Here is a 25,116-nt window from a genome sequence, read left to right on the forward strand (position 1 = left end):
CGTGCAGCCCGTCGCGCCGAACGACCCGCCCCCCGACCACGCTCTCGCCCAGCGCGTGCTGCGCGAGCACGTCGCCTCGGTCTACGACACCTACCGCACTTCTACGCTGACCCACATGGCCTTCGTGGTGGTGTTCGGCGCCATCATCTATTCGCAGCTGAAGAACCCGAACCTGCTGTTCTGGCTGGCCGGTCTGCTGATGGTCGATGTCTACGTCTTCTTCACGCCACGATGGAACCCCTCGCGCCCCGCGCGCGAAAGCGCGTACTGGGCCCGCAAGATTTCGCGCATGGTCACACTCGTCAGCATGGTCACGGCGGTGGTGCCCTGGCTCATCGTCCCGTACGACAACCTGCCGATGACCTCGCTGCTGATGGCCGTCGTCGTCGGCAGTTGCTCTCGCGCCGCACAGTCGCTGTGGCCGCTGAAGGCCGCGCTGTTCGGCTACACGCTGCCCATGTCGCTGGGCCTGCTCACAGCGCTGGCGTGGCAGGGCGACGGCCTGCATCTTTTCCTGGCTGCGGCCGGCGCGGCCTACCTGCTGCTGACGCTGCGCGCGGGCATCGGCCAGCACAAGCTCCTGACCGAATCGCTCATGCTGCGCTTCGAGAACGAGGCGCTGGCCGCGCGGCTCGGCGAGCAGATCGCCGCGACCGAGCGTGCGAGCGAAGAAAAAACGCGCTTTCTCGGCGCCGCCAGCCATGACCTGCGCCAGCCGCTGCACGCCATCGCGCTGTTCGGCGCCGCACTCGAGAACGAATTGCGCGGCCGCCCCGAAAGCCGCAACGCCGAGCGCCTGATGCGCGCGGTGAACGCGCTGGGCGCTTCGCTCGACACCATGCTCGACGTCTCGCGCCTCGACGCCGGTGTGATCACGCCCGTGCCGCAGCCGGTGCAGCTCGACGCGCTGTTCCTGCCGCTCAATCACACCTTTGCGGCACGGGCCGAACAGAAGCAGCTGCAGCTGCGCGTGCGCGCCAGCGGCCTGTGGGTGCACAGCGACCCGCAGCTGCTGCATCGCATGCTGTCGAACCTGATGGACAACGCGCTCAAGTACACCGCACGGGGCGGCGTGACCGTCACGGCCCGCGAGCGCGGCGACGCGGTGTGGATCGAGGTGCGCGACAGCGGCATCGGCATCGCGCCCGAGCAGTCCGGCCGGATCTTCGAGGAGTTCTATCAGATCAACAATCCGGGCCGCGACCGCTCGCGGGGGCTCGGCATTGGGCTGTCGATCGTGCAGCGGCTGTCGCTGCTGCTCCGGCATCCGGTGCAGATGCGTTCGCGGCTGGGGCGGGGCACGCACTTTCGCGTGGTGGTGCCGGCCGTGAGTGCGGCGGAGCGCGCGGTGGCAGGGGTGCCGGCACCGGCCGCCATGACCGGAGCGACCACCGAGAAGCGCAGCAGCCCCGCGCCGGTCCTGCCCAGCCGCGTGCTGCTGCTGGACGACGAACTCGAAATCCGCGAAGCCATGACCGGCCTGCTGCGTTCCCATGCCATCGACGCCCATGCCGTGGCGGACGAGGCTGGCGCTGCCGCCGCCCTGCGGCAGGCGATCGGCGAGCGCCGTCCCTTCGATCTCCTGCTGTGCGACTACCGCCTGGCCGACGGTGCAGATGGGCTCGACGCGGGCCTGCGATTGAGCCAGGGGCAGGGCGGCAGCGCCGGAGTGCCGCTGCTGCTGATCACAGGAGAAACCTCGCCCGATCGGCTGCAGCGGGTGCGCGAATCGAGGGTGCCGGTCTTGTTCAAGCCGGTGGTCGCAGCATCGCTGCTCCAGGCCATGGCGGAGCTCGTCACGGCGAAGCAGCCGCTGCGCCCTGACGCCTGAATCCATCGCCATGCACTGAGGCCGCTTCGCGCACCTGACCCGCGAATGCAATGACTTTCGGCACTGGCGAGAGTCAACCTCTCGCCCTACCTTCGATGGAGTCCCCTTGCGGCATGCCAATCCCGGCCGCAGCGGTGCAATTCGAACAATCGACAGCGGAGGTTCTTCAATGAAATTCAAACGAGCGGCGGTCGCGCTTGCAGTGGCGGGCACACTTGCCCTGGTCGCATGCGGTGGTGGTGGAGGCGGTGGCGGTGGCGGCGGATTTCCGCTGCCGCCCGGTGACGGCGGCACGCCACCCCCGCCACCGCCTGCGCCTGCGGCACCACCGCCTCCCGCGCCGCCAGCGCCGGCTCCCGTGCCGGCCACGCGCACCTTCATGTATGAGGCACTGCCGCTGGCAGGCGACCGCGGGGCATTCGCCGCCAACCTCAATGCGCAGGGCGCACGCGGTTTCCGCTTCCTGAGCGGCTTCGCCTTCACGACCAGCCCAACCACCGCCGAACAGGTCGAGGGCTACGTGCGCGACGCCGACACCACCTACAGCTACGAGCTCCATCCGATCACAGCGAACAACGCCGCCTTCCTGACCCAGGCCAATGAAGTCGGCGCGCGCGGTTTTCAGTGGGTGGGTTCATACATCATCAACGGCGACCAGTTCTACATTTATCGGAAGAACAACGGCGCGCCGGGCGTCTTCAGCTACCGGATCGAGCCGCTGTCCGCGAACAAGGCGGGGTTCCTGGCCCAGGCCAACGGGCAGGGCGCGGAGGGCTTCTACAACGTGGCGCCCGCGTTCCTCGTGGGCGATCCCAGTGCCGTGTCGATCTACGAGAGGAATGCGGCCGCCGGCGCCACCTATGCCTACGAGATCGGCGACATCGCCGGCAACGACACCGCCTACCTCGCCCAGCTCAACGAGCGCGGTGGGCGCGGCTTCCGCTCTCGCACCGAGTACCTGTTCGGCGACGGCGGGGGCGTGATCTACGCGAAGGACTTGTCGCAGTCGGCCACCTTCAGCTTCTACACGCTGGAACCCCAGCCCGGCAGCACGGCCTTCATTCAGCAGGCCAACACCGAAGGCGCCAAGGGCGGCGGGCTGGTCGGCGGCATCGGGCTGCCCAGCGGCGCGATCAAGACGCTTTATTTCAAGCCGCTCAACTGCGCAACCGGCTCGCTGTGCGTTCCGGTGTCGCTGTTCGGCCTCTGAACCTCCAGCAGCCGGTCAGGGAGCAAGGGAGAGAAAAAATAGAAAGCGAAAGCGGCCCCGGCGCAAGCAGGGGCCGCTTTTTCCTTTCTATCCGAGAAGCGCCTGCGCGAATTCGCGGGCGTTGAAGGTCTCGAGGTCTTCGAGCTTCTCGCCCACGCCGATGAAATAAACCGGAATCGGCCGTTCGCGCGCAATGGCGCACAGCACGCCGCCCTTCGCAGTGCCATCGAGCTTGGTCACGACGAGGCCAGTCAGGCCCAGTGTCTCGTCGAAGGCCTTGACCTGTGCGAGCGCGTTCTGCCCGGTGTTGCCGTCGATCACGAGCAGCACCTCGTGCGGCGCCGTGGCGTCGGCCTTGGTGACGACGCGCTTGATCTTCTTGAGCTCGTCCATCAGGTGCAGCTGCGTCGGCAGCCGGCCGGCCGTGTCGACGAGCACCACGTCCTTGCCGCGCGCCTTGCCGGCGTTCACCGCATCGAAGCTCACGGCCGACGGGTCGCCGCCCTCGTTGCTGACGATCTCGACCGTGTTGCGGTCGGCCCAGACCAGCAGCTGCTCGCGCGCCGCCGCCCTGAACGTGTCGGCCGCGGCCAGCAGCACCGAGGCGCCTTCGTCGGCCAGGTGCTTGGTGAGCTTGCCGATGGAGGTGGTCTTGCCCGCGCCGTTGACGCCGGCCACCATGATGACGGTGGGCGTGAACCGGCCGATGACCAGTGGTTTCTCGAGCGGACGGAGCAGGTCGGCGATGGCCTCGGCCAGCAGCACCTTGACCTGCGCCGCGTCGGTGGCCATCTGGCGCTTGACGCGGCCGCGCAGGTCGTCGAGCAGGTACTCGGTCGCCTTCACGCCGGTGTCGGCCATCAGCAGGGCGGATTCGAGCTCTTCGTACAGCGCGTCGTCGATCTGCGCGTTGACGAACACGGCCTGGATGCCAGTGCCGGTCTTGCGCAGGCCGGTCTTGAGCTTGTCGAACCAGCCCTTGCGCTCGGTGGCGACGGCGGCTTCGATCGCTGGCGCTGGCGCAGGAGTCGGTGCGGGTGCGGGGACCGGTACGGGCGCCGCCGCGACCGGCGGCGCGGCAATGGGCGCAGGCGCCGGGGACGGCACGGGTGGCGTTGCAGGCGGGGGCGCAGGAGGCGCTTCTTCAGCCGCCGGCTTCGAACCAAACCAGCTCGAAGGCGAGAACACGGAGCGTGCCGGTGCGGGCTCCGGGGCGGGCGCCGGCGCGGCCGGCGGGTTGGCAGCCGGCGTATCGGGGGTCTCGGCAGGCGGTTTTTTCTTGAAGAAACTGAACATCGGGAGCTTTTTACAATCCGACCCATTCTATGAAACACCTCCCGCCACGCCGTGCTGCGTCTGGTGCGGTGCTGGCGATGGCGCTTCTGGCGCCATGGGCCATGCCTGCGCAGGCCCAGACTGATTCGACTCCCGCCGCCGCAGCAGCAGCCGCGCCCGGCCCCCGGCAACTCACGCTTGCCAACGGCATGACGCTGATCGTCCAGCCCGACCGGCGCTCGCCCACGGCGGTGCAGATGGTATGGGTCCGCGTGGGCTCGATGGACGAGGTCGACGGCACCTCGGGCGTGGCGCATGCGCTCGAACACATGATGTTCAAGGGCACCAAGGACATCAAGCCCGGCGAGTTCTCGCGCCGCGTGGCGGCCCTCGGTGGCCAGGAAAACGCCTTCACCACCCGCGACTACACCGGCTACTACCAGCAGATCCCGGTCGGCAGCCTCGAGCAGGTGATGAAGCTCGAATCGGACCGCTTCGCCAACAACCAGTGGCCCGACGACGAGTTCAAGCGCGAGATCGAGGTCGTCAAGGAAGAGCGCCGCCTGCGCACCGAAGACCAGCCGCGCGCGCTGCTCGGCGAGCAGCAGAACGCCGCCGTCTTCACCGCCTCGCCTTACCACCGCCCCGTGGTCGGCTGGATGAGCGACCTCGACGCCATGACGCCCGAGGACGCACGCGCCTTCCTCAAGCGCTGGTACGTGCCCGCCAACGCCGTGCTCGTGGTGGCTGGCGATGTCGACGTGGCCCAGGTGCGCGCCATGGCCGAGAAGTACTACGGCCGCATTCCCTCTCGCGCCGTGCCAGTGCGCAAGCCGCGCACCGAGCCGGCGCAGCGCGGCATCCGCCGCATCGAACTGAAGGCACCGGCCGAGCAGGCGTATGTGTCGCTGGCCTTTCGCATACCGCAGCTCGCCAACATCGACGCGAACAGCGATGCCTGGGCGCTGGTGGTGCTGTCGGCCGTGCTCGACGGCTACGCCGGCGCCCGGCTCGACCGCGCCCTGACCCAAGGCCCCGACCGTGTCGCCGATTCGGCGGGTGCCTATTCGGGATTCATCGGCCGCGGCCCGCAGCTCTTCATGCTCGACGGCGTGCCGGCCGCCGGCAAGAGCGCCGAGACGGTCGAAGCCGCACTGCGCGCGCAGGTCGCGCGCGTCGCCAGGGACGGCGTGGGCGAAGCCGAGCTGGCCCGCGTCAAGACCCAGTGGGTGGCGAGCGAGACCTACAAGCGCGACTCGGTGATGGCCCAGGCGCGCGAACTCGGCAGCAACTGGATCCAGGGCCTGCCGCTCGACGCGAGCGAGCGCATCGTCGCCCGGCTGCAATCCGTCACGGCTGCCCAGGTGCAGGCGGTGGCCGCCAAGTATTTCGGCGACGACCAGCTCACGGTCGCCACGCTGCGCCCCCTGCCGCCCGAAGCCAAGCCACGTGGCCGCGGCTTCGCGGCGCCCGCAGGCGAAATGCGCTGAAAGACAGGTCCCGATTCCATGAAAACTCTCAAGAAGATCGCGCAATGCGCCCTGTTCGCAGGCGCGGCCCTCATGGGCATCACCAGCGCGCGGGCCGCGCTGCCCATCCAGCAATGGACGCTGGCCAACGGCGCGAAGATCTACCTCGTGTCGACCAACGCGCTGCCGATCGTCGACATGCAGGTCGATTTCGACGCCGGCAGCCGCCGCGACCCCGCGGCGCAGGCCGGCCTGGCCAGCGCCACCGCGACCATGGTGGAGAAGGGCGTGCGCGCCGGCAAGGTCGGCGAACCGGCGCTCGACCAGAACGCGCTGGGCGAAGCCTGGGCCGATCTGGGCGCCAGCTTCGACGTGAGCGCGGGCACCGACCGCACCAGCTACTCGCTGCGCACGCTGTCCGATCCCGCGCTGCTGAACAAGGCGGTCGCGCTGGCGTCGCGCGAGATCGGCGAACCTGCCTTTCCGGACGACGTTTGGCAGCGCGAACGCGAACGCATCAACGCGGCCATCAAGGAAGCCAACACCAAGCCCGCGACCATTGCGGGCCGCGCCTTCGCGCACGCGGTGTACGGCGTACATCCCTACGGGCAGGAAGTGACGGAAGAGACACTGGCGCGCATCGACATCGCCGCCATGCGCCAGCGCTACCAGCAGCTCATCGTGCCGTGCCGCGCCAAGCTCAGCATCGTGGGCGCCGTCACGCGCGTCGAAGCCGAAACGCTGGCGACCACGCTGCTGTCGCGGCTCCAGGCGTCAGAGTCCTGCACACCGCTGCCGGCCATCGCGCCGGTGGCCGCGCTGGCGGCGCCGAAGGACGAGCGCATTCCCTTCGACTCGGCCCAGGCCCACGTCTTCGTCGGCCAGCCCGGCTATCCGCGCAAGGACCCGGACCACTTCGCCCTCACGCTGGGCAACTACGTGCTCGGCGGCGGCGGTTTTGTCTCGCGCCTGATGAACGAGGTGCGCGAGAAGCGCGGCCTGACCTACAGCATCTACAGCGGCTTCGCGCCGGGGCTCGATGCGGGCGCCTTCCGCGTCGGCTTCCAGACCCGGCCCGACCAGGCCGAGGAGGCGGTGAAGATGTCGCGCGAAGTGGTCGCCAGGTTCGTGGCCGAGGGCCCGACCGCCAGCGAACTCAAGGCTGCGAAGGACAACCTGATCGGCGGTTTTCCGCTGCTGCTGGACAGCAACCGCAAGCTCATCGGCAACGTCGCCAACATCTCCTGGCACGACCTCCCGCTTGACTATCTCGACACCTGGACCGCGCGCATGAACGCGGTCACGGCGGCCGACGTCAAGGCGGCCTTCCAGCGCAAGCTGCAGCCCGAGCGCATGGTGACGGTGGTGGTGGGCGGCAAGGACGCCAAGACCGCCAAGGCGCAGCCGTAGCCGTAGCCGGTCACGCCAGGGCGTGCGGGCCGCGGCGGGCGGCTGCGCGCACCGCCGCTCCCAGCCTTTCGAGCAGCCGCGGCACTGCGCGCGCCTGTTGCCAGTAGAGCGGCACCGGCAGCGTCGAGCCGGGCACCAGCTCCACCAGTTTTCCCTCGCGAATGGCATCGGCCACCATGCTGGCCGGATGCATGCCCCAGCCCATGCCCGCACACGCCGCCTCGACGAAGGCATTGGGCGAGGGAATCCAGTGGCGCGGCGTCTCCACGTTGCGGTGGCAGATGCGGCGCACCCAGCGTGCCTGCAGCCTGTCCTTGCGGTCGAACACCAGGCTCGGCGCGCTCGCCAGCGTGCGGGCGCCCACGCCCTTGGCGAAATACTCGCGCACGAACGCGGGGCTGGCCGCCGCCACGTAGTGCATCGTGCCGAGCGCCTCGCTGTTGCAGCCCGCCACCGGCTGGGCCAGCGCGGTGACGGCCGCGAGCACCGCGCCGCTGCGCAGCCGTTCGGCCGTGTGGTCCTGGTCGTCCACCGTGAGGTCGAGCAGCGCGGCCGGCTCCTGCGCGGCGAAGGCCGCGGCAGCCGCCATGAACCAGGTCGCAAGGCTGTCGGCGTTGACGGCCACCCGCACCGTGACGCGCTCGCCGCCCGCCTTGTCGCCGGCCATGCCGAGGGCAGGCAGGGCATCGCGCAGCTCGTGCTCCAGCATGCCCACGCGTTCGACATGCCGGCACAGCTGCAGCCCGGCCTGCGTTGCGACGCAGGGCTGGCCGCGCACCAGCAGCGCGCCGCCGGTGCGTTCCTCCAGCTGTTTGATGCGCTGCGACACCGCCGAGGGCGTGACGTTCAGGGCGCGGGCGGCGCGTTCGAAGCTGCCTTCGCGCACGACGGCGGCAAGGGCGTTCAGGGCGGCGTAGTCGAGCATAGTGATGAAGAGAAACTGAACTTGCGTTAGAAAGTTTAGTTTGAGTTAACTTGCATCCAGCGGCAAGCTCGAAGCATGCAAGCCGTACACACCACCACCGCCTTCGCCAATGGGCTCTTCATGAGCCTGGTCCTCATCGTCGCCATCGGCGCGCAGAACGCCTATGTGCTGCGCCAGGGCTTGCGTCGCGAGCACGTGGGCGCGGTGGTGCTGTTCTGTGCGGCCAGCGACGCGGTGTTGATCGGCGCGGGGGTGACCGGCATGGCGCAGGCACTGCAGGGGCGGCCGATGCTGGCCACGGTGCTCGCGGGGCTCGGCGCGGCGTTTCTTTGCGGCTACGGACTGAAGGCGCTCTGGCGTTCGCGCCGGTCCGCCGCGCTGCAGGCCACGGCGGGGGGCGTTTCGCTGTCGCGCGCGGCCGTGGTGGCGCAGGCGGCCGGCTTCACGCTGTTGAACCCGCATGTCTATCTCGACACGGTGCTGCTCGTGGGCAGCGCGGGGGCGCAGTACGCGGGGCTGCTCAGGCTGTGGTTCGTGGCGGGTGCGGCCACGGCAAGTGCATTGTGGTTCACCTCGCTGGGCTTCGGCGCAAGGCTTCTCGCGCCGGTGTTCGCACGTCCGCGCGCCTGGCGGATGCTCGACGCACTCGTGGGCGGAACCATGCTCGTGCTGGCGGCCATGCTGGCGCGGCGCGCACTGGCTGGCATCTGAGAAGGTGCCCGGACGGCGGCGTTAAGCTCGCCGCATGCCCCAGAAAGCCGCCCCCGCCAAACGTCCTTCCGCACCTGCTGCACCCAAGCGTCCGTCGCGGCCCAGCGAAGTGCGCATCATCGGCGGCGAATGGAAGCGCACCCGCCTCGCCGTGGCCGACAAGCCCGGCCTGCGCCCCACGCCCGACCGCGTGCGCGAAACGCTGTTCAACTGGCTCGCAAGCCTGGCCGGCGCCGGTGGCGGCGAACTGCCCGGCTGGCAGTGCGTCGACGCCTTCGCGGGCACCGGGGCGCTTGGCTTCGAGGCCGCCTCGCGCGGCGCCGCGAACGTGCTGCTGTGCGAGCAGGACGCCGCACTGGCCGCCCAGTTGCAGGCCACGAAGACCAAGCTGGCCGCCGAGGCCGTGCGCATCGAGCGCGGCAGCGGGGTGACCGCGCTCGAACGGGTGCCGGCCGGCAGCCTCGATGCCGTGTTCCTCGATCCGCCATTCGACAGCACGGCGCTCTACGAGCCGGCGCTGCGCGCCGCCGCGCGCTCGCTGCGTGACGGCGGCTCGGTGTACCTCGAAGCGCCGCGCCGCTGGAGCGACGAAGAACTTGCCGCCTTCGGCCTTGTCGGTTTTCGTTACCTCAAGGCCGGCGCCGTTCACGCCCATCTGCTGCGGCGCGCGGCGGATAGGACTGCATAATCCGCCGGACAAGCCGCACCGGCAGCATGAGGAAGAAGCAACCATGGCCAGCAACGTGATCGCGGTTTACCCCGGCACTTTCGATCCCATCACCCTCGGTCACGAGGACGTGGTGCGGCGCGCAACCCAGCTCTTCTCCAAGGTGATCGTCGCGGTCGCCGCGGGCCACCACAAGAAGGCGCTGTTCACGCTCTCCGAACGCATGGACATGGCCCGCGATGCCGTGAAGCCCTACAGCGACCAGGTCACCGTCGAGAGCTTCTCGGGCCTGCTGCGCGACTTCGTCGTGGCGCGCGGCGGCAAGGCCATGGTGCGCGGCCTGCGTGCCGTGACCGACTTCGACTACGAGTTCCAGCTCGCGGGCATGAACCGCTCGCTGATGCCCGACGTCGAGACCGTGTTCCTGACGCCCAGCGACAAGTACCAGTTCATCTCCAGCACCTTCGTGCGCGAAATCGCCATGCTCGGCGGTGAAGTCCACAAGTTCGTCTCCCCCAATGTGGGGCAGCAACTGGCGGCCAAGGTCCGCAGCCTCGGCCGTGAATAGGCTCTCCCCCACTCGCCGGGGGCAACACCGGTGGCCCGGCAAAGCCGGTTCCACGGTGTTCCGCGAAAAGTCCAGCCTGAACTGCGGGCCGGCGTGAGGTGAGCGACATCCCCTTGCCCCGCCTGCATCTGCTGGGCGATGCAGCGCTGCTGTGCGAGCTGCCCGCGCCGGCCACGCTGGTGCAGCAGCAGCGCATCTGGGCGCTGGCCCGGCAGGCGCAGCAATGGCCGGGCGTCGGCGAAACGCTGCCGGGCATGAACAACCTCACGCTCACATTCGACCCGACGGTGATCGATCTCGACACGCTCACCGCGCAGGTGCTCGAAGCCTGGCCCAGGCTGCCGAGCCGTGCCGTCGAAGGCCGGCTGGTCGAGATCCCGGTGGCCTACGGCGGCGAGCACGGGCCGGACCTTGCCGACGTCGCGGCTCACACCGGCCTCACGCCGGCCGAGGTGGTGCGGCGGCACAGCGGCGCCGAGTACGTCGTCTACCTGCTGGGCTTCCTGCCAGGCTTTGCCTTCATGGGCGGGTTGCCGCCCGAACTGGCCACGCCGCGCCGGGCCGAGCCGCGCACCGCCGTGCCCGCGCGCTCGGTCGGCATCGGCGGCGAGCAGACCGGCATCTATCCGCTGGTGTCGCCGGGCGGCTGGCAGCTGATCGGCCGCACCCCGCTGGAGCTGTTCGATCCGGCGGCCGAACCGCCCACCTTGCTGCGCCCTGGCGATCGCGTGCGCTTCGTTGCAGAAAGCGTGCAGGCATGATCGCCGTACGCAAGCCCGGCGTACTTGCCTCGGTGCAGGACCTGGGCCGGCACGGCCATCGCCAGCTGGGCATCTGCCCGGGCGGCGCGCTCGACATGCTGTCGCTCACGCTGGCCAACCGGCTCGTCGGCAATGCCGACGGTGCGGCGGGCCTCGAACTCACGATGGGCGCCTGCGAGCTGCAGTTCGAAGCCGCCACGCGCATCGCCCTCACCGGTGACGGCTTCGGCGCCAGCCTCGACGGCGTGCCGCTGTGGCCCTGCTGGAGCGTGCCGGTCGCGGCCGGCCAGACACTCAGGCTCGCCGGTGCCAACGCGCCCGGCGTCAAGAAGACCGGCCTGCGCAGCTGGCTCGCGGTGGCGGGCGGCATCAACGTGCCCCCGGTCCTCGGCTCGCGCAGCACCGACCTCAAGGCCGGCTTCGGCGGCCTCGAAGGCCGTGCGCTGCGCAAGGGCGACCGGCTCCCGACGGGTGCCTCCTCTCTCGATGCGGCACAACGCGAACGCCGTGCCTTCGGCCTGCGTGGTCCCGACTGGGGCCCCGACGAAGACGACGGTGCCATCGTCCTGCGCGTGCTGCCCGGTCCCGAGTTCGAGCTGTTCACGCCGGCCGCGCGCGAGCTGCTGTGGGGCGAGCGCTGGCGCATCACGCCGCAGAGCAACCGCATGGGCAGTCGGCTCGCGGGTGCCGAACTCAAGCGCAAACACAGCGGCGACATGCTCTCGTCGGGCGTGATTCCCGGCACGATCCAGGTGCCGCCCTCGGGCCAGCCGATCATCCTGATGGGCGATGCGCAGACCACAGGCGGCTATCCGCGCATCGGCGTGGTCATCCGCGCCGACCTCTGGAAGCTCGCGCAGGCGCCGCTCAACGGCCAACTGCGCCTCGTGCAGGTCGACCAGCCGAGGGCGCTGGCTGCATGGGCCGCGCAGCAGCGCTACCTGTCGCAGGTGGCACAGGGTCTGGCCGCTGCAGGCTGGCCGAGCGCGACATAGACTTCGCGGGAAATCGCGAAAAGAGGAAGCCCACCATGCAAATCGACCTCAATGCCGACCTCGGCGAAGGCGCCGGCAACGACGAAGCACTGCTCGCGCTCGTGAGTTCCGCCAACATCGCCTGCGGCTGGCACGCAGGCGACGCGAAGACCATGCAGCAGTGCGTGCGCTGGGCGATGCGCAACGGCGTGGCCATCGGCGCGCACCCGAGCTTCCCCGACCGCGAGAACTTCGGCCGCAGCACCATGCACCTGCCGCCCGAGGAGATCGTGGCCAACGTGCTCTACCAGGTGGGCGCGCTGGCGGCCATCGTGAAGGCCGAGGGCGGCAGGCTCTCGCATGTGAAGGCCCACGGCCAGCTCTACAACCAGGCCGTGAAGGAGCCCGAGCTCGCCGAGGCGCTGTGCGAGGCCGTGCGCCGCTTCGATCCATCGCTCAGGTTCTTCGGCCTCGCGGGCAGCAACATGATCGACGCGGCCCGCCGCGCCGGTCTCGTGCCCGTGGAGGAAGTGTTCGCCGACCGCGGCTACATGCCCGACGGCAGCCTCGTGCCGCGCAGCCAGCCCGGCGCGCTGATCGAGAGCGAGGAGCAGTCGATCGCGCAGACGCTCTCGCTGGTGCGCGACCGCCGGGTGACCGCCATCGACGGCAGCATCGTGCCAGTCAATGCGCAGACCGTCTGCCTGCATGGCGACGGCGCCCACGCGCTGGCCTTCGCGAGCCGCATCCGCGAACGGCTGAAGCAGGAAGGCATCGCCGTCCGGGCGCTGGCCTGACGGCCGCGGACGCGAGCGCCAGGCCGTGGCAGCGAAGCCCATCGATGTCCTGCTGACCGGTTTCGATCCGTTCGAGCGGGAAGCCATCAACCCCTCGTGGGAAGCCGTGCGCGTGCTCGACGGCTGGAAGGTCGGCCGCGCGACGGTGCATGCGCGCCAGATGCCCTGCGTGTTCGGCGAGGCCATCGACGCACTCGCCAGCGCGATGGACGAACTCCAGCCGCAGCTGGTGCTGTGCGTCGGCCAGGCCGGCGGGCGCGCGGAGGTGACGCCGGAGCGCATCGCCATCAACATCGACGATGCCCGCGTGGCCGACAACAAGGGCCGCGAACCCGTCGACTCGCCCGTGGTGCCCGGGGCGCCCGCGGCATACTTCTCGACGCTGCCGATCAAGGCCATGGTGCGCGAACTGCGCGCGGCCGGCGTACCGGCCTCGGTGTCGAACAGCGCCGGCACCTTCGTCTGCAACCACATCTTCTACGGCCTGATGCACCGCATCGCAATGCACCCGATGCCGGGGCTGCGCGGCGGCTTCATCCACATTCCGTACCTGCCCGAGCAGGCGGCGCGCTTTCCGGGGGCGCCGAGCATGTCGCTGGAAACGATGATCGCGGCCCTGCGCATCGCCGTGAGCACCGCGCTCGCGGTGAAGCGCGACATCGCCGAAACCGGCGGCCAGTTGCACTGAACCGCCGAGGCGGCTCAGGTGCCCGGGAAGTGCTTCGCCAACCAGCCGTTGAGCGCGGCGTTGACGAACTTGGGCTTTTCCATCGTCAGCATGTGGCCGCAGTCAGGCACCCACGCGACTTGTGCCTGCGGCAGCAGCGCCGCCATCTCGCGCGTGCACTCGGGCGGTGCGAGCCGGTCATCGTCGCCGCACACCAGCAGCACCGGCACGCGCACAGACGCAAGATGCAGCCGCGCATCGGGCCGGCGCATCACCGCGCGGTTCTGGCTGATGAGCTGCTGCGCGCCCGCGCCGAGCACGATGTCGAGATAGCGCTGCACCAGCACCTGATCGGCCGCCTGCGCGGGGTGGAAGGCGAAGTAGACGTTCGGCTCGATCACGTCGCGCACCTCGCCGCGCTCGAAGTATTCGATGGCGCCTGCGCGCAGCCTGGACATGTCGGGCGTCTCGGGCCGCGCGCTGGTGCCGAGCAGCGCGAGCCCCGCGATGCGCCCGGGCGCCTGGCGGGCCGCTTCCATGGCGACCATGCCGCCCATCGAGGCGCCGCACAGCACCAGCGGTCCGTCGTTGTCGCGCAGCACGGCGGCGGCCATGCCCTCGATGGTGTCGTGGTGCCGCTGGGCGTCGCTCACGCGAGCGCCGAAGGCGGGGGGAAGTGCGAGCAACTGGGCTTCCCAGATGCGCTCGTCGCAGGCGAGACCGGGCAGCAGGATGAGATTGGGCATGGAGAGAGATTCTGCGCGAATGCGGTGGAAAATGGACGCCGATGCCAACGCCCAAGCCCGACACCACCACCGACCTGATCCTCATCCGCCATGGCGAAACCGCCTGGAATCGCGAACTGCGCTTCCAGGGGCACGCGGATGTCCCGCTCAACGACATTGGCCATGAACAGGCGCGCCGCATCGGCCTGCGCCTGGCCGGCGAGAGCGCGGTGCAGCACATCATCAGCAGCGACCTGATGCGTGCGCAGCAGACTGCCGCGCCCGCCGCGTCGCAGCTGTCGCTGCCGGTGGTGACCTCGGCGGCGCTGCGCGAGCAGTTCTTCGGCGTGGTCGAAGGCATGCGCTCCGACGAAATCCAGAACCTGCATCCGCGCGCCTGGGAAGAATGGCTGGAGTTCCGCGAGGACCACGCCATGCCCGAGGGCGAGACGGCGCGCGAGTTCCACGCGCGCATCATCGCGGCGCTGGGCGGCATCGCCGCCGCGCACAGGGGACAGCACCTGATCGTCGTCACGCATGGCGGCGTGCTCGACATGGTGTGGCGCACCGCCAGGGGCCTGAGCCTGAGCGGGCCGCGCCGCAGCGACATTCCCAACGCGGGCTTCAACCGCATCCGCATCGCCGATCCGGCCGAGCCCGAGGCGATCGAGATCGTGGAATGGGCCGACACGCGGCACCTGGCCGACCTGCCGGCGCAGCCGACCTACGACCAGACGCGGCACCTGAAGGACAAGGACTGAGGAGAGCCCTCAGCTACAGCTGCCGGCCTTCGGCATGCGCAGCAGCGGCTGGCCAGCGCCCACGCCCGTGGGCTTGCCGTCATCGACGGCGAGCTGGCCGTTCACCAGCACCGTGCTGACGCCCTCCGACAGCAGCGCAGGCTGCGTGTAGGTGGCTTTCGCCGCATAGCGCGCCGGGTCGAACACCACCACGTCCGCGTAGTAGCCAGGGCGCAGGTGCCCGCGCTGCTTCAGCCCCAGCGTGTCGGCCGTGAGCGAAGAGCTGCTGCGGATGAACTGCGCCAGCGAGATCGTGTGCTCCTTCACCACGTACTGCTCGTACTTGCGCGCGAAGGTGCCGTAGGCGCGCGGATGGCCCAGCGACGAGTCGGACGAGGTCATGACCCAGGGCCGCTTCATGAAGGCGCGCACGTCGTCGTCGCTCTGGTTGAACGAGGCGATCATCAGGTCGCCGTCGCGCAGCACCGCGATGGCGGCTTCCACTGGATCGGCGTTCGATGCCTTGGCCACGTCGGCCAGCGTCTTGCCCACGTACTTCGTGCTGCCGGCCGAGAACAGGATGGCCTCGGGGCCGCCGCGCAGCCGCAGGTTCTCGCGCATGTCCTTGCGCAGGCGCTCCTGCTGCGAGGCGTCGTCGAAGCGCTGCAGCGTCGCCGCACGGCCGCCCTCGTTGGCCCAGGGCGGCAGCAGCGCGGCCGAGAAGCGCGTGCTCGACGCGGTCCACGGATAGTGGTCGGCCGTGATGTCCAGTCCGCCCGCGCGTTCCTTCTCGATGCGCTTGATGATGTCGCCGCTCTGGCCCTGCACGTCGACGCCCAGCGCCTTGATGTGCGCCACGTGCACCGGCAGCTTCGCCTCGTGGCCGATGCGGATCGCCTCGTCGATGGAGCCCTTGAGGCCGATGTTGTACATGGACTCGTCGCGGATGTGGCTGTCGTACAGGCCGCCGTGCCGCGCCGCCACCTTCGCGAGCTCGATGACCTCCTCGGTCTTCGAGAAGTTCTGCGGCGTGTAGAAGAGCCCGGTCGAAAGGCCAAGGGCGCCTTCGCACATGCCCTGGCTCACACGCTTCTTCATCGCCTCGAGCTGCTCGGACGTCGGTGCCCGGTTGGCCTCGCCCAACTCGCTCATGCGCACCGGGCCGAAGCCCACGTACATGGCCACGTTGGTGCCTACCGGCGTGGCGCGCAGCTTCTGCGCCTGCGCCGCGATGTCGAAGCCGCCGAAGCCATCGTTGCCGATCACCGCGGTGGTCACGCCCTGCGTGATGAACGGGATGTTCAGCCGCTTCTTCGGATCGTTCGAGTGCAGGTCGGCATCCGCATGCGTGTGGGCGTCGATGAAGCCCGGCGCCACCACCATGCCCGTGGCATCGATGACGCGCCTGGCCGTGAACTGCGCCGGCGCCGCCTTGCCCGCGAACACGATGCGATCGCCCGCGATGCCGACATCGCCCACCACCGGCGTGTCGGAGTCGCCCGTGTAGACGGTGCCGCCGCGCAGCAGCAGGTCCAGCGCGACGGGCGTTCCGTCGGCGGCATGCAGGGTGGGTGCGAAGGGTGCGAGGGCTGAGAGCGCGGCCAGCGTGACGAGAGACTTGCGCATGGGCGATGGTGCCTTGAAGGCTTCTTGTCGATAGGGAGCGGCCAGTTTAGGAGCCGCCTCCGGGCCATCGCCAATTCCTTTTGCACCATGCCCCATGACCTGAAGGCATGGCTGCCGGGCAGTGCTCGCAGATGCGCTCAGGCGTGCGTCGCAAGCTGCCCGAGGCCGAGGCGCTCGTACACCGCCGCCGTCTGCCGGCGCAGGCGCAGCGACTCGGGCTGGCCATTGAGCTGCTGCTGCAGGATGCCCTGGGCAGCGGACAGTGAAGCCTCCGTGCCGCTGCGCACCAGCGCATCGAGATACACCTGCTCGAACAGGTCGCGCTGCGCGTGGCTGCCGCCGATCTCGATCATGCGCGGCAGGGCAGTGCCCAGCCCTTCGATGGCCGCAGGCAGGTCGCCGCGCGCATGCGCCACCAGCGCGTGCGCGGCCGGCACGCAGACGCGCTGCCAGGCGGCGCGCGTCGACACCGGCGCCGCCGGGGCGAAGGCCTCGATGTTGCGCAGCAGTACATCGGCCTCGGGCCTGCCGGCGCGCGCGAGGCCGTAGAGGTACTGCAGGTCGAGAAAGGGCAGCACGTGGTCGGCTTGGCGCTGCCGCAGGTAGCCCGCCACGTCGTTCCAGCGCGCGCCCACGTCGATGCCCGCGAGCTCGAGCCGCGCGAGCAGCGAGACGGCGCCGATCTGGTCCTGCGAGTAGTCCTTGACCACGCCCCAGGCGTGCTCGTCGTACACCGCGAGCGCCTCGGCATCGCGGCCCAGGTCGATCAGGAACAGCGCCACATGCCACCAGTTGTGCGTGACCATGAACGAGTTGAGCCCGCTCCACGTGTCGCTCACGCCCTGCATGAACGCCAGCCCCTCGGCGAGCCGGCCTTCGGTGAGCATCACGTGCGCCAGCGCATGGTGCGCCCACGGCTCCTTGCGGCACATGGCGATGGCATGGCGGGCACTGGCCTCGGCCTCGCGCAGCAGGTGGCACTGCTCGTAGCCGAAGGCCGCCATGCCGTGCACATAGGGCACGTCGGCCGCGTGCGGCAGCACCGCGAGCGCGAGCCGCAGCATGCCTGGGCAGTCGCCAGTGTTGAAGCAGTGGTACTGGCCGAGCTTGACCGACACCAGGTCGCGCGGATGCTCGCGGGCCTGCTCGGCGTGCAGCGCGATGGCGCGGGCGATGTCACCGTCGGCCCAGGCTTCGACGGACGCGATGTATCGCTGCTCGCGCGGGGTGGCGCGCGCGGCGCCGGCGCGGGCCTTGTCGAGAAAGGGCCGGGCGTTGGCGACGGCCTCACGCGATTCGGCGAAAAGGTACAGCGTCGCGCAGTACGCCTGCACGATGGGGCTCGCATCGGTGCCGGCCACCGCGATCAGGTTGACGGCGCGAGCCTCTGTCGAGATGAAGCCCATGACGAAGTCGTCGACCAGCGGCAGGCTGGCGGGGTCGTCGAGGGTGAGCGGGTTGCCGAGGCTGTCGGCGAGCGTTTTTCCGGGGGGCATGGCGGCATCGTGCCATGCCCCCGGCGATGCTTCAACGATCCGTCGTCAGACGCCGGCCTGCTGGTGGCGGTACTCCTGCGTCTTGCCGCCGTAGCCGTAGGCCGCGCCGCGTGCATCGATCACGTGGATGTACGACACCTCGTGCAGGTCCGGCCGGATCTTCGCCATGGCCGCATGCACCTCGCGCAGGTAGCGCGCCTTCTCGGCCTTGGTGTTGGTCTCGTCGGTGACGCTGATGTCGAGGTGGAACGCAGACTTGCCGAGCGAGGCCAAAGACTGGCCGCCGATGAACCAGGCGTCGGCGGCGATGTACTGCACGGTGATGGCGATCACTGGCAATTGCTTGCCCAGCACGCTCTGGGTGAGCTCGGCGAGGGCGTCGACGGTCTTGCGGGTGAGGTCGGCGTCGGGTTGGCCGGAGAGGTGGACGACGATGTGGGGCATGACTGGCTCCTTGGATGGATGGGTTGTCGATGGGGTGATTGTGGGAGCCTTCTGGTCATCGGAAAAGCGGGAAGATATGATGAATTACATCGGATAAACGGATGGATTGACCATGCAGGGATTCGACCTGGAGCAACTGCGCACGCTGGCCGCCGTCGTCGACGCTGGCAGCCTCACGGCGGCCGCGCCGCGCGTCTTCCTCTCGCAGTCGTCGGTGAGCGAGCAGATCCGCAAGTTGGAAGAGCGGGCAGGGCAGTCGCTGCTCACGCGCAGCAAGGCAGGCGTGGCCCCCACCGAGGCGGGTGTGCGGCTGCTGGGCTATGCGCGGCGCATCCTCGCGCTGAGCGACGAAGCATTTCGCGACCTGCACGGCGAGACGCTGCAGGGCGAGCTACGCCTCGCGGTCACCGACTACTTCCGCCCCGGCGACCTGACGCGGCTGCTGGGGCGGCTCGGCGAGAGCTATCCGCAGGTGCGGCTGCACGTCAGCATCCTGAAGAGCGATGCGCTGCGGGCGGCCTATGCGCACGGCGATTTCGACGTGGGCCTTGCGATGAACATCGCGGGGGCTTCCACGCCGCAGGCCCGGGGCGCGGTGCTGCGGCGCGAATCGCTGGTGTGGCTCGGCGCGGAGGGCATGCGGCTCGCGCGCGGGGAGCCGGTGCGGCTGCTGGCCTTGCCCGACACCTGCTCGCTGCATCAGTTCACCGTGGCGCTGCTGCGGCGCCGGCGCGTGCCCTATGCGCTCGCGCACGTCGCGTCGGGTGTCGCGGGCCTGCAGTCCGCGCTGGCCGCGGGGCTGGGCGTTGCCTGCCTCAACGAGTCCTCGATCAGCGACGGCGTGACGCGGCTGGCGGCACCGCACGGTCTGCCGGCCCTGCCGCGTGTCGCTTTCCAGCTCCTGTCGGGGCGCAAGGGCGAAACCGCATTCGTGACCCGGGCGAGGGAGATGCTGGCAACCCACCTGATGTGAAGAATCTCTCCAGGGGTGGCGCGGGATTTGCGTCAGCCCCTGTCATGGATGCGCCACCTCCCACAACTGCGCCGAATCTGCTGCGCCACACCCGCTTCGACGACGCACAGGCCATTTTCTCGGGCACGCTGTTCGTCGCCATCGCGATGATGCTGTTCGGCCAGGCGGGGCTGCTTACAGGCGGCACGGCCGGCGTCGCGTTTCTCCTGCACTACGCCACCGGCCTGAGCTTCGGAAAGCTGTTCTTCCTGGTCAACCTGCCGTTCTACTGGTTCGCCTGGCGCCACATGGGCCGCGCGTTCACGGTCAAGACCTTCTCGGCCATCGCATTGCTCTCGGTGATGACCGACCTGGCGCCGCGCTACCTGTCCATCGACTCCCTGCACCCGGCCTTCGCGGCCGTGCTCGGCGGCCTGCTGCTGGGCACCGGCTGCCTGTTCCTCGCCCGCCACCGCGCCAGCCTGGGCGGCGCGACGGTGCTCACGCTGTACCTGCAGGAAAAGCGTGGCTGGCCCGCGGGCAAAGTGCAGATCGGCATCGACTGCACGGTGGTGCTGCTCGCCCTGTTCGTGATTCCGCCGCAGCGGGTCGGGTGGTCGGTGCTGGCTGCCGTGGTGATGGGGCTTTTTCTCTGGATCAACCACAAGCCGGGGCGGTATGCGGCGACCTGACGCTTCCCGTCAGCGGCCGGGCGGCAACGGCCAGGGCCGCTGCGGTTCGCGGATCTGCTCGAAGGCGCGCGACACGCGCAGCACCCCGAGGTCGTCGAAGCGCTGGCCGGCAATCTGCAGCCCGATCGGCAATCCACTCGCCGAGTAACCGCAGTTCACCGAAGCCGCCGGTTGCTCCGACATGTTGAACGGCACCGTGAACCCGATGTGCTCCAGCGGACGCAGGGGATCGTTCGTGGGTGAGGGCGCTTCGGCTGCCGCGGGCATGTTCGGCGACACGGGCGAAATCACGTAGTCGAAGCGCGCGCATGCAGCCACGGCGGCGACGCGCGTGGCGTGGAACTGGCTGAAGCCGCGGAACACATGCTCGCCGCTGAACTCGGCCGCACTCTCCGCCCATTCGCGGATGTACGGCAGCACCTTCGCGCGCTGGTCGGCGCGCAGGCCCTTCATGTCCACCAGCGAGCGCATGCGCCAGAAGTGGTCCATGCCGTCGAGCATGGCCTGCGACATGAACGGCTGCATCGGCTCGATCACCGCGCCGGCCTTCTCGAGCAGCCGCGCGGCGTTTTCCACCGCTGCCTGGATCTCGGGCTCGACCGCCAGTCCGCAGCCCGCGTCGAGCAGCAGCCCGATGCGCAGGCCGCGCAGATGGTCCGGTGCCACGTCGAAGCCTGCCCAGGCGATGTCCTGCGGCGGCAGGCTCATGCTGTCGCGCGCGTCGGGCCGGGACAGCGCCTGCATCATCAGCGCCGCGTCGCCCACCGTGCGGGTCATCGGCCCAGCGGCGCGGCCCATGTAGGGCGGGTCGATCGGAATGCGCCCCAGGCTCGGTTTCAGCGTGAAGATGCCGCACCAGCTCGCGGGCAGGCGCAGCGACCCGCCGATGTCCGTGCCCAGGTGCAGCGGGCCGTAGCCGGCAGCCGCCGCGGCGCCAGCTCCTGCGCTGGAGCCGCCCGGCGTCAGGCGCAAGTCCCACGGGTTGCGCGCCAGTGTGTGAAAGCTCGACAGCCCCGAGGACAGCATGCCGTAGTCCGGCATGGTGGTCTTGCTCACGATCACCGCACCGGCTTCCTTGAGGCGCGCGGCTGGCGGCGCGTCGGCCGCAGCGGGCTTCAGGTCGACCGCGGCGGTGCCGGCTGGCATCGGGTCGCCGCGCGTGGCGATGTTTTCCTTGATGGTCGCGGGCACGCCATCGAGCGGGCCGAGCGCATCGCCGCGCTGCCAGCGCGCTTCCGAGGCGCGCGCCTGTTCGAGCGCGGCCTCGGGCCGGAACAGCCAGGTGGCCTGCAAGTGCGGCTCCCAGCGTTCCACTTGCGCGATCACGGCCTGCGTGACTTCCACCGGCGAGAGTTCGCGGCTGCGGTAGGCAGCGGCAAGCTCCTGGACGGACAGGTCGCTCAGCCCCACGACAGTGCCGACAGGTCGTTCACGAAGATCGGGTTCTCTTTCCAGATGCCCTTGACGTTCTTCTTCGCGACAGTGGGGAACTGCGGCTGGTACAGGAAGCCGTTGGCCGCGTCGGTGGCCAGCATCTTCTGTGCGTCGCCGAGCAGCTTGTTGCGCTCGGCCGCATTGCCGGTGGACTTGATCTTGTCGAACAGCGCGTTGAAGGCCTTCGACTGGTAGCCCCAGTAGTAGTCCGGCTTGGCATAGTTGCCGAGGTCGAAGGGCTCGACGTGCGAAATGATCGACAGGTCGTAGTCCTTGTTGCCGTAGGTGCCGCTGAGCCATTGCGCCCATTCGACGTTCTGAATCTTCACCACGATGCCGATCTTGGCGAGCTGGGCCACGATCACCTCGCCGCCCTGGCGCGCATAGGGCGGCGGCGGCAGCGTCATCGTCAGTTCGAGCGGCGTCTTCACGCCGGCCTCGGCCAGCAGCTTCTTGGCCTTCTCGACGTCGAAGGGGTTGATGCCCGTGGTGTCGACATAGCCCGCCGCGCCCGGCACGTAGTGGCTGCCGATGGGCACGCCGAAGCCGTCGGCCGCGCCTTCGATCACGGCCTTGCGATCGATGGCCGCAAGGATGGCGCGGCGCACGCGCACGTCGTCGAGCGGCTTCTTCCTGTTGTTGATCGACAGGATGGTCTTGGCGCGCGAACCTGCCAGGATGACCTGGAACTGCGGGTTCGCCTTGAACTGCGGCACCACGCGCGTGCCGATGCGCGCGAACACGTCGACGTCGCCCGACAGCATGGCGGCGGCCTGCGCGGCCGTGTCGGAGATGAAGCGGAACGTCACCTTGTTGATCTTCGCGGTGGCGGGGCTGCGGAAGCCCTCCCACTTGCTCAGCGTGAGCGACGAGCCCTTGGCCCAGTTGTCCAGCTTGTAGGGGCCGGTGCCGACCGGTTTGCTGGCGTTGGTCTCGGCGCTCTTGGGTTCGACGATCACGGCCGTGGCCTGGCCCAGCACGAAGGGCAGGTCGGGGTCGATCTCCTTGTTGATGACGACGACGGTGTAGTCGTCCACCACCTGCGTCGCGAGGTTGGCGAAGGTGCGCTTGTCCTTGTTGGTGCTCTTCTCGCCGCCGGCGCGGTCGAAGGAGAACTTGACGGCGGCGGCGTTGAAGGGCTCGCCGTTCTGGTACTTCACGCCGCGCCGCAGCTTGAAGGTGTAGGTCTTCAGGTCGGGCGAGACCTCCCAGCTCTCGGCCAGCAGCGGCGTGACGCTGCCGTCGGCGTTGATCTTGGTGAGCGTCTCGAGGATGTTGTAGTGCACGACCTCGGCGATGGCGGCGGCCGCGCCGGTGGTCGGGTCGAGCCCCGGCGGCTCGAGCGCCATGCCGATCACGATGGCGTCCTTCCGGCCCTGCGCCATGCCGGCGAGCGGGGTGGCCAGCGCAACGGTGGCACCGGCGGTGGTGAGAAGGGTGCGGCGGTTCAACATACGTGTGATCTCCGGATAGACAAGCCAGGTTCGAATGACGACTGCTCCGGCGTGTGCCATGCCCCGAAGGGAGGCGCGACGCCGCGAAAGACACGACACGCAGCACGAAAGATGCCACGTGCGCAGCCGGTCATTCTCTCGCAGCGGGTGCGCCGCCGCGCGGTCCGCGAGGCGGTTTTTCCTCGGGACGTTCCCGTAGGCGAGGCCGTCCGGATCAAGCCCAGGACAGCGCCGCGATGTCGTTCACGAAGATCGGCGTGTCTTTCCAAAGCCCGCGCAGGTTGCGCGCGGCGACGGTGATGAACTGCGGCTGGTACAGGAAGACATTGGCCGCATCTTCCGCCAGCAGCCGCTGCGCATCGCCGAGGTAGCGCAGGCGGTCGGCGGGGCGCGCCGCGTTGCGCGCCTTGTCGAAGATCTCGTTGAACTTCGCCGACTGGTAGCCCCAGTAGTACTCGGGCTTGGTGTAGTTCACGAGGTCGAAGGGCTCGACGTGCAGGATCAGCGAGAGGTCGTAGTTCCTGTTGCCGTAGGTGCCGCTGATCCATTGCGCCCACTCGACGTTCTGGATCTTCGCGACGATGCCCACCTTGGCCAGCTGCGCGGCGATCAGCTCGCCGCCCTGGCGCGCATAGGGCGGGGGCGGCAGCACCAGCTCGAGTTCGAGCGGCGTCTTCACGCCGGCTTCGGCCAGCAGCTGCCTTGCGCGCTCGACGTTGTAGGGGTTGACGCCGGTGGTGTCGACATAGCCCGGCGCGCCCGGCACGTAGTGGCTGCCGATGGCCACGCCGCGGCCGTCCGCTGCAGCCTCGATCACAGCCTTGCGGTCGATGGCCGCGGCGATGGCGCGGCGCACGCGCACGTCGTCCAGCGGCTTGCGCCTGTTGTTGATGGCGAGGATGGTCTTTCCGCGCGAGGCGTTGAAGACCACCTGGAAGCGCTTGTCGTTCTGGAACTGCGGCAGGCTGCGCGACACCGAGGCGTGCGGAAACAGGTCGACGTCGCCCGAGAGCAGCGCGGCGGTCTGCGCAGCCGGCTCGGAGATGAAGCGGAAGCCGGCCTTGCGGATCTGCACCGTGTCGGCATTGCGCCAGCCGTTCCACCTGGCGAGCACGATGCCCGATCCCTTGGCCCAGCTGTCGAGCTTGTAGGGGCCGGTGCCGACAGGCTTGGTGGCGTTGGTCTCGATCGTTTTCGGCTCGACCTGGATCGCAGAGGCCTGCCCGAGCAGGAACAGCAGGTCGGGCTCGACCTCCTTCGTGATCAGCACCACGGTGTGTTCGTCGACTACCTGCGTCGCGATGTTGGCGAAGGTGCGCTTGTCCTTGTTGGTGCTGTTGGCGGCGGCGGCGCGGTCGAACGAGAACTTGACGGTCTGCGCGTCGAACGGCTCGCCGTTCTGGAACTTCACGCCGCGCTTGAGCCTGAAGGTGTAGGTTTTCAGGTCAGGCGAAATTTCCCAGCTTTCGGCCAGCAGCGGGGTGACGCTGCCGTCGGCGTTGATCTTGGTGAGCGTTTCGAAGACGGTGTAGAGCACCACCTCGGCGATCTCGGCGCCGGCCTTGGCCGTGGGGTCGAGCCCCGTGGGCTCCAGCGTGAGACCGAGCACCAGCGCGTCCTTCTTCTTTTGCGCGAAGGCGTCGATCGGCACTGCGAGCGGGGCCAGGGCTGCGGCGCCGGTGGCGAGCAGGGTGCGTCGTTTGAGCATGAAGCGGTGTCCTCGGAACAGGGGGGCAGGCATCATCCGCGAGACCGGTGCGTCCGCGCAACCAGATGCTTATGACCCACTCATCCTAGAGGCGGCGGACGACGCTTCGGTGTCAGGCGGCCAGCAGCGTGCCGCCCGCGGGCGTGCGCGGCACCGCGTCGAGCAGCGTGCGCGTGTAGGGATGCTGCGCGTGATGGAAGAGTTCGGCGGGCGGACCCTGCTCGACGATCTTGCCCTTCCACACCACGCACACTTCATCGCACAGGTGGTTGACCACCGCGAGGTCGTGGCTGATGAGCAGGTAGCTGATGCCGAACTGCTGCTGCAGGTCCTGCATGAGGTTGAGCACCTGGGCCTGCACCGAAACGTCGAGCGCGCTGACAGGCTCGTCGGCCACGATGAGCTTGGGGCGCGTGATCAGCGCCCGTGCAATCGCAATGCGCTGGCGCTGGCCGCCCGAGAACTCGTGCGGGTACTTGTCCATGTCGGTGGTGCGCAGGCCGACTGCGGCGAGCGCCTCGTTGGCACGCTCGCGCTGCACGGCGCGGCTCGTTTCGGCCAGCGCCTCGAGGGGCTCGGC

Annotated in this window: 24 protein-coding genes; 14 read left to right on the plus strand and 10 right to left on the minus strand. The window is 69.3% G+C overall.

The features are described from left to right. Position 1: 1 nt before the first annotated feature. Together AC1DFC_RS21945 and AC1DFC_RS21950 are read left to right on the plus strand one after the other, a co-directional pair. Positions 2-1,831, plus strand: a complete 1,830-nt coding sequence (locus AC1DFC_RS21945) for an ATP-binding response regulator (RefSeq protein WP_413333924.1) — start codon at positions 2-4, stop codon at positions 1,829-1,831. A gap of 169 nt (positions 1,832-2,000) precedes the next feature. Next, on the plus strand, positions 2,001-3,041 hold the full coding sequence (locus AC1DFC_RS21950) for a hypothetical protein (RefSeq protein WP_478179992.1): 1,041 nt from the start codon (positions 2,001-2,003) through the stop codon (positions 3,039-3,041). An 87-nt stretch (positions 3,042-3,128) separates the two neighbouring features. On the opposite strand, the gene ftsY is transcribed toward AC1DFC_RS21950, so the two are convergent. Next, positions 3,129-4,337 (minus strand): signal recognition particle-docking protein FtsY, encoded by a 1,209-nt coding sequence (gene ftsY, locus AC1DFC_RS21955; protein WP_413333928.1) that lies wholly within the window; start codon positions 4,335-4,337, stop codon positions 3,129-3,131. A gap of 29 nt (positions 4,338-4,366) precedes the next feature. Here ftsY and AC1DFC_RS21960 point away from each other — a divergent pair, with 29 nt between their 5' ends. Then, positions 4,367-5,806: a M16 family metallopeptidase gene (locus AC1DFC_RS21960; protein ID WP_413333930.1), complete on the plus strand. Its 1,440-nt coding sequence runs from the start codon at positions 4,367-4,369 to the stop codon at positions 5,804-5,806. A gap of 18 nt (positions 5,807-5,824) precedes the next feature. Then, the gene (locus AC1DFC_RS21965) at positions 5,825-7,195 is read left to right on the plus strand and encodes a M16 family metallopeptidase (RefSeq protein WP_413333933.1); all 1,371 of its coding nucleotides are present in this window, start codon (positions 5,825-5,827) and stop codon (positions 7,193-7,195) included. A 10-nt stretch (positions 7,196-7,205) separates the two neighbouring features. Here AC1DFC_RS21965 and AC1DFC_RS21970 read toward each other — a convergent pair whose 3' ends face one another. Further along, positions 7,206-8,120: a LysR family transcriptional regulator ArgP gene (locus tag AC1DFC_RS21970; protein WP_413333935.1), complete on the minus strand. Its 915-nt coding sequence runs from the start codon at positions 8,118-8,120 to the stop codon at positions 7,206-7,208. A gap of 75 nt (positions 8,121-8,195) precedes the next feature. Between AC1DFC_RS21970 and AC1DFC_RS21975 the strand changes: the two genes are divergently transcribed. The 7 genes from AC1DFC_RS21975 (at position 8,196) to pcp (ending at position 13,286) form a co-directional block, all read left to right on the plus strand. Continuing rightward, complete coding sequence (locus tag AC1DFC_RS21975; RefSeq protein ID WP_007836318.1) at positions 8,196-8,831, plus strand: LysE/ArgO family amino acid transporter; 636 nt, start codon at positions 8,196-8,198, stop codon at positions 8,829-8,831. A gap of 34 nt (positions 8,832-8,865) precedes the next feature. Then, positions 8,866-9,519, plus strand: a complete 654-nt coding sequence (locus tag AC1DFC_RS21980; protein ID WP_413333938.1) for an RsmD family RNA methyltransferase — start codon at positions 8,866-8,868, stop codon at positions 9,517-9,519. Positions 9,520-9,562: 43 nt separating this feature from the next. After that, positions 9,563-10,066 carry a pantetheine-phosphate adenylyltransferase gene (gene coaD, locus AC1DFC_RS21985; protein ID WP_007836315.1) on the plus strand — a complete coding sequence of 168 codons (504 nt, stop codon included), beginning with the start codon at positions 9,563-9,565 and terminating at the stop codon, positions 10,064-10,066. Positions 10,067-10,179: 113 nt separating this feature from the next. After that, positions 10,180-10,827 (plus strand): 5-oxoprolinase subunit PxpB, encoded by a 648-nt coding sequence (pxpB, locus tag AC1DFC_RS21990; protein ID WP_413333984.1) that lies wholly within the window; start codon positions 10,180-10,182, stop codon positions 10,825-10,827. After that, positions 10,824-11,822: a 5-oxoprolinase subunit C family protein gene (locus AC1DFC_RS21995; RefSeq protein WP_413333940.1), complete on the plus strand. Its 999-nt coding sequence runs from the start codon at positions 10,824-10,826 to the stop codon at positions 11,820-11,822. Before pxpB ends, AC1DFC_RS21995 begins: the two co-directional genes overlap by 4 nt. Positions 11,823-11,857: 35 nt before the next feature. Then, on the plus strand, positions 11,858-12,598 hold the full coding sequence (gene pxpA / locus AC1DFC_RS22000) for a 5-oxoprolinase subunit PxpA (protein ID WP_413333942.1): 741 nt from the start codon (positions 11,858-11,860) through the stop codon (positions 12,596-12,598). A gap of 25 nt (positions 12,599-12,623) precedes the next feature. Then, on the plus strand, positions 12,624-13,286 hold the full coding sequence (gene pcp, locus AC1DFC_RS22005) for a pyroglutamyl-peptidase I (protein WP_007836304.1): 663 nt from the start codon (positions 12,624-12,626) through the stop codon (positions 13,284-13,286). A 14-nt stretch (positions 13,287-13,300) separates the two neighbouring features. Here pcp and AC1DFC_RS22010 read toward each other — a convergent pair whose 3' ends face one another. Beyond that, the gene (locus AC1DFC_RS22010) at positions 13,301-14,011 is read right to left on the minus strand and encodes an alpha/beta fold hydrolase (protein WP_007836302.1); all 711 of its coding nucleotides are present in this window, start codon (positions 14,009-14,011) and stop codon (positions 13,301-13,303) included. Between the two features lie 41 nt (positions 14,012-14,052). Between AC1DFC_RS22010 and AC1DFC_RS22015 the strand changes: the two genes are divergently transcribed. Further along, positions 14,053-14,751, plus strand: a complete 699-nt coding sequence (locus tag AC1DFC_RS22015; protein WP_478179993.1) for a histidine phosphatase family protein — start codon at positions 14,053-14,055, stop codon at positions 14,749-14,751. A gap of 9 nt (positions 14,752-14,760) precedes the next feature. On the opposite strand, the gene AC1DFC_RS22020 is transcribed toward AC1DFC_RS22015, so the two are convergent. From AC1DFC_RS22020 to AC1DFC_RS22030, 3 genes are all read right to left on the minus strand, one after another. After that, a complete protein-coding gene (locus AC1DFC_RS22020; RefSeq protein WP_478179994.1) occupies positions 14,761-16,356 on the minus strand; it encodes an N-acyl-D-amino-acid deacylase family protein in 1,596 nt (531 codons plus the stop codon). A gap of 137 nt (positions 16,357-16,493) precedes the next feature. Beyond that, positions 16,494-17,852, minus strand: coding sequence for a tetratricopeptide repeat protein (locus AC1DFC_RS22025; RefSeq protein ID WP_413333948.1), 1,359 nt, complete (start codon positions 17,850-17,852; stop codon positions 16,494-16,496). A 45-nt stretch (positions 17,853-17,897) separates the two neighbouring features. After that, the gene (locus AC1DFC_RS22030) at positions 17,898-18,296 is read right to left on the minus strand and encodes a tautomerase family protein (RefSeq protein ID WP_413333950.1); all 399 of its coding nucleotides are present in this window, start codon (positions 18,294-18,296) and stop codon (positions 17,898-17,900) included. A 112-nt stretch (positions 18,297-18,408) separates the two neighbouring features. Here AC1DFC_RS22030 and AC1DFC_RS22035 point away from each other — a divergent pair, with 112 nt between their 5' ends. Together AC1DFC_RS22035 and AC1DFC_RS22040 are read left to right on the plus strand one after the other, a co-directional pair. Further along, positions 18,409-19,269 carry a LysR family transcriptional regulator gene (locus AC1DFC_RS22035; RefSeq protein ID WP_007836293.1) on the plus strand — a complete coding sequence of 287 codons (861 nt, stop codon included), beginning with the start codon at positions 18,409-18,411 and terminating at the stop codon, positions 19,267-19,269. Positions 19,270-19,313: 44 nt separating this feature from the next. After that, positions 19,314-19,940, plus strand: a complete 627-nt coding sequence (locus tag AC1DFC_RS22040) for a YitT family protein (RefSeq protein WP_007836291.1) — start codon at positions 19,314-19,316, stop codon at positions 19,938-19,940. 9 nt (positions 19,941-19,949) lie between these two features. Here AC1DFC_RS22040 and AC1DFC_RS22045 read toward each other — a convergent pair whose 3' ends face one another. From AC1DFC_RS22045 to AC1DFC_RS22060, 4 genes are all read right to left on the minus strand, one after another. Continuing rightward, entirely contained in the window at positions 19,950-21,350 is a 1,401-nt protein-coding gene (locus AC1DFC_RS22045) for an amidase (RefSeq protein WP_413314404.1), read from the minus strand. Beyond that, entirely contained in the window at positions 21,341-22,828 is a 1,488-nt protein-coding gene (locus tag AC1DFC_RS22050; protein WP_413314405.1) for an ABC transporter substrate-binding protein, read from the minus strand. Before AC1DFC_RS22050 ends, AC1DFC_RS22045 begins: the two co-directional genes overlap by 10 nt. A 214-nt stretch (positions 22,829-23,042) precedes the next feature. Beyond that, complete coding sequence (locus AC1DFC_RS22055; RefSeq protein WP_478179995.1) at positions 23,043-24,536, minus strand: ABC transporter substrate-binding protein; 1,494 nt, start codon at positions 24,534-24,536, stop codon at positions 23,043-23,045. Positions 24,537-24,648: 112 nt separating this feature from the next. Beyond that, a partial coding sequence (locus AC1DFC_RS22060) for an ATP-binding cassette domain-containing protein (RefSeq protein ID WP_478179996.1) occupies positions 24,649-25,116 on the minus strand: 468 nt, incomplete at its 5' end.

The sequence above is a fragment of the Variovorax sp. 10L421 genome (assembly GCF_056395365.1).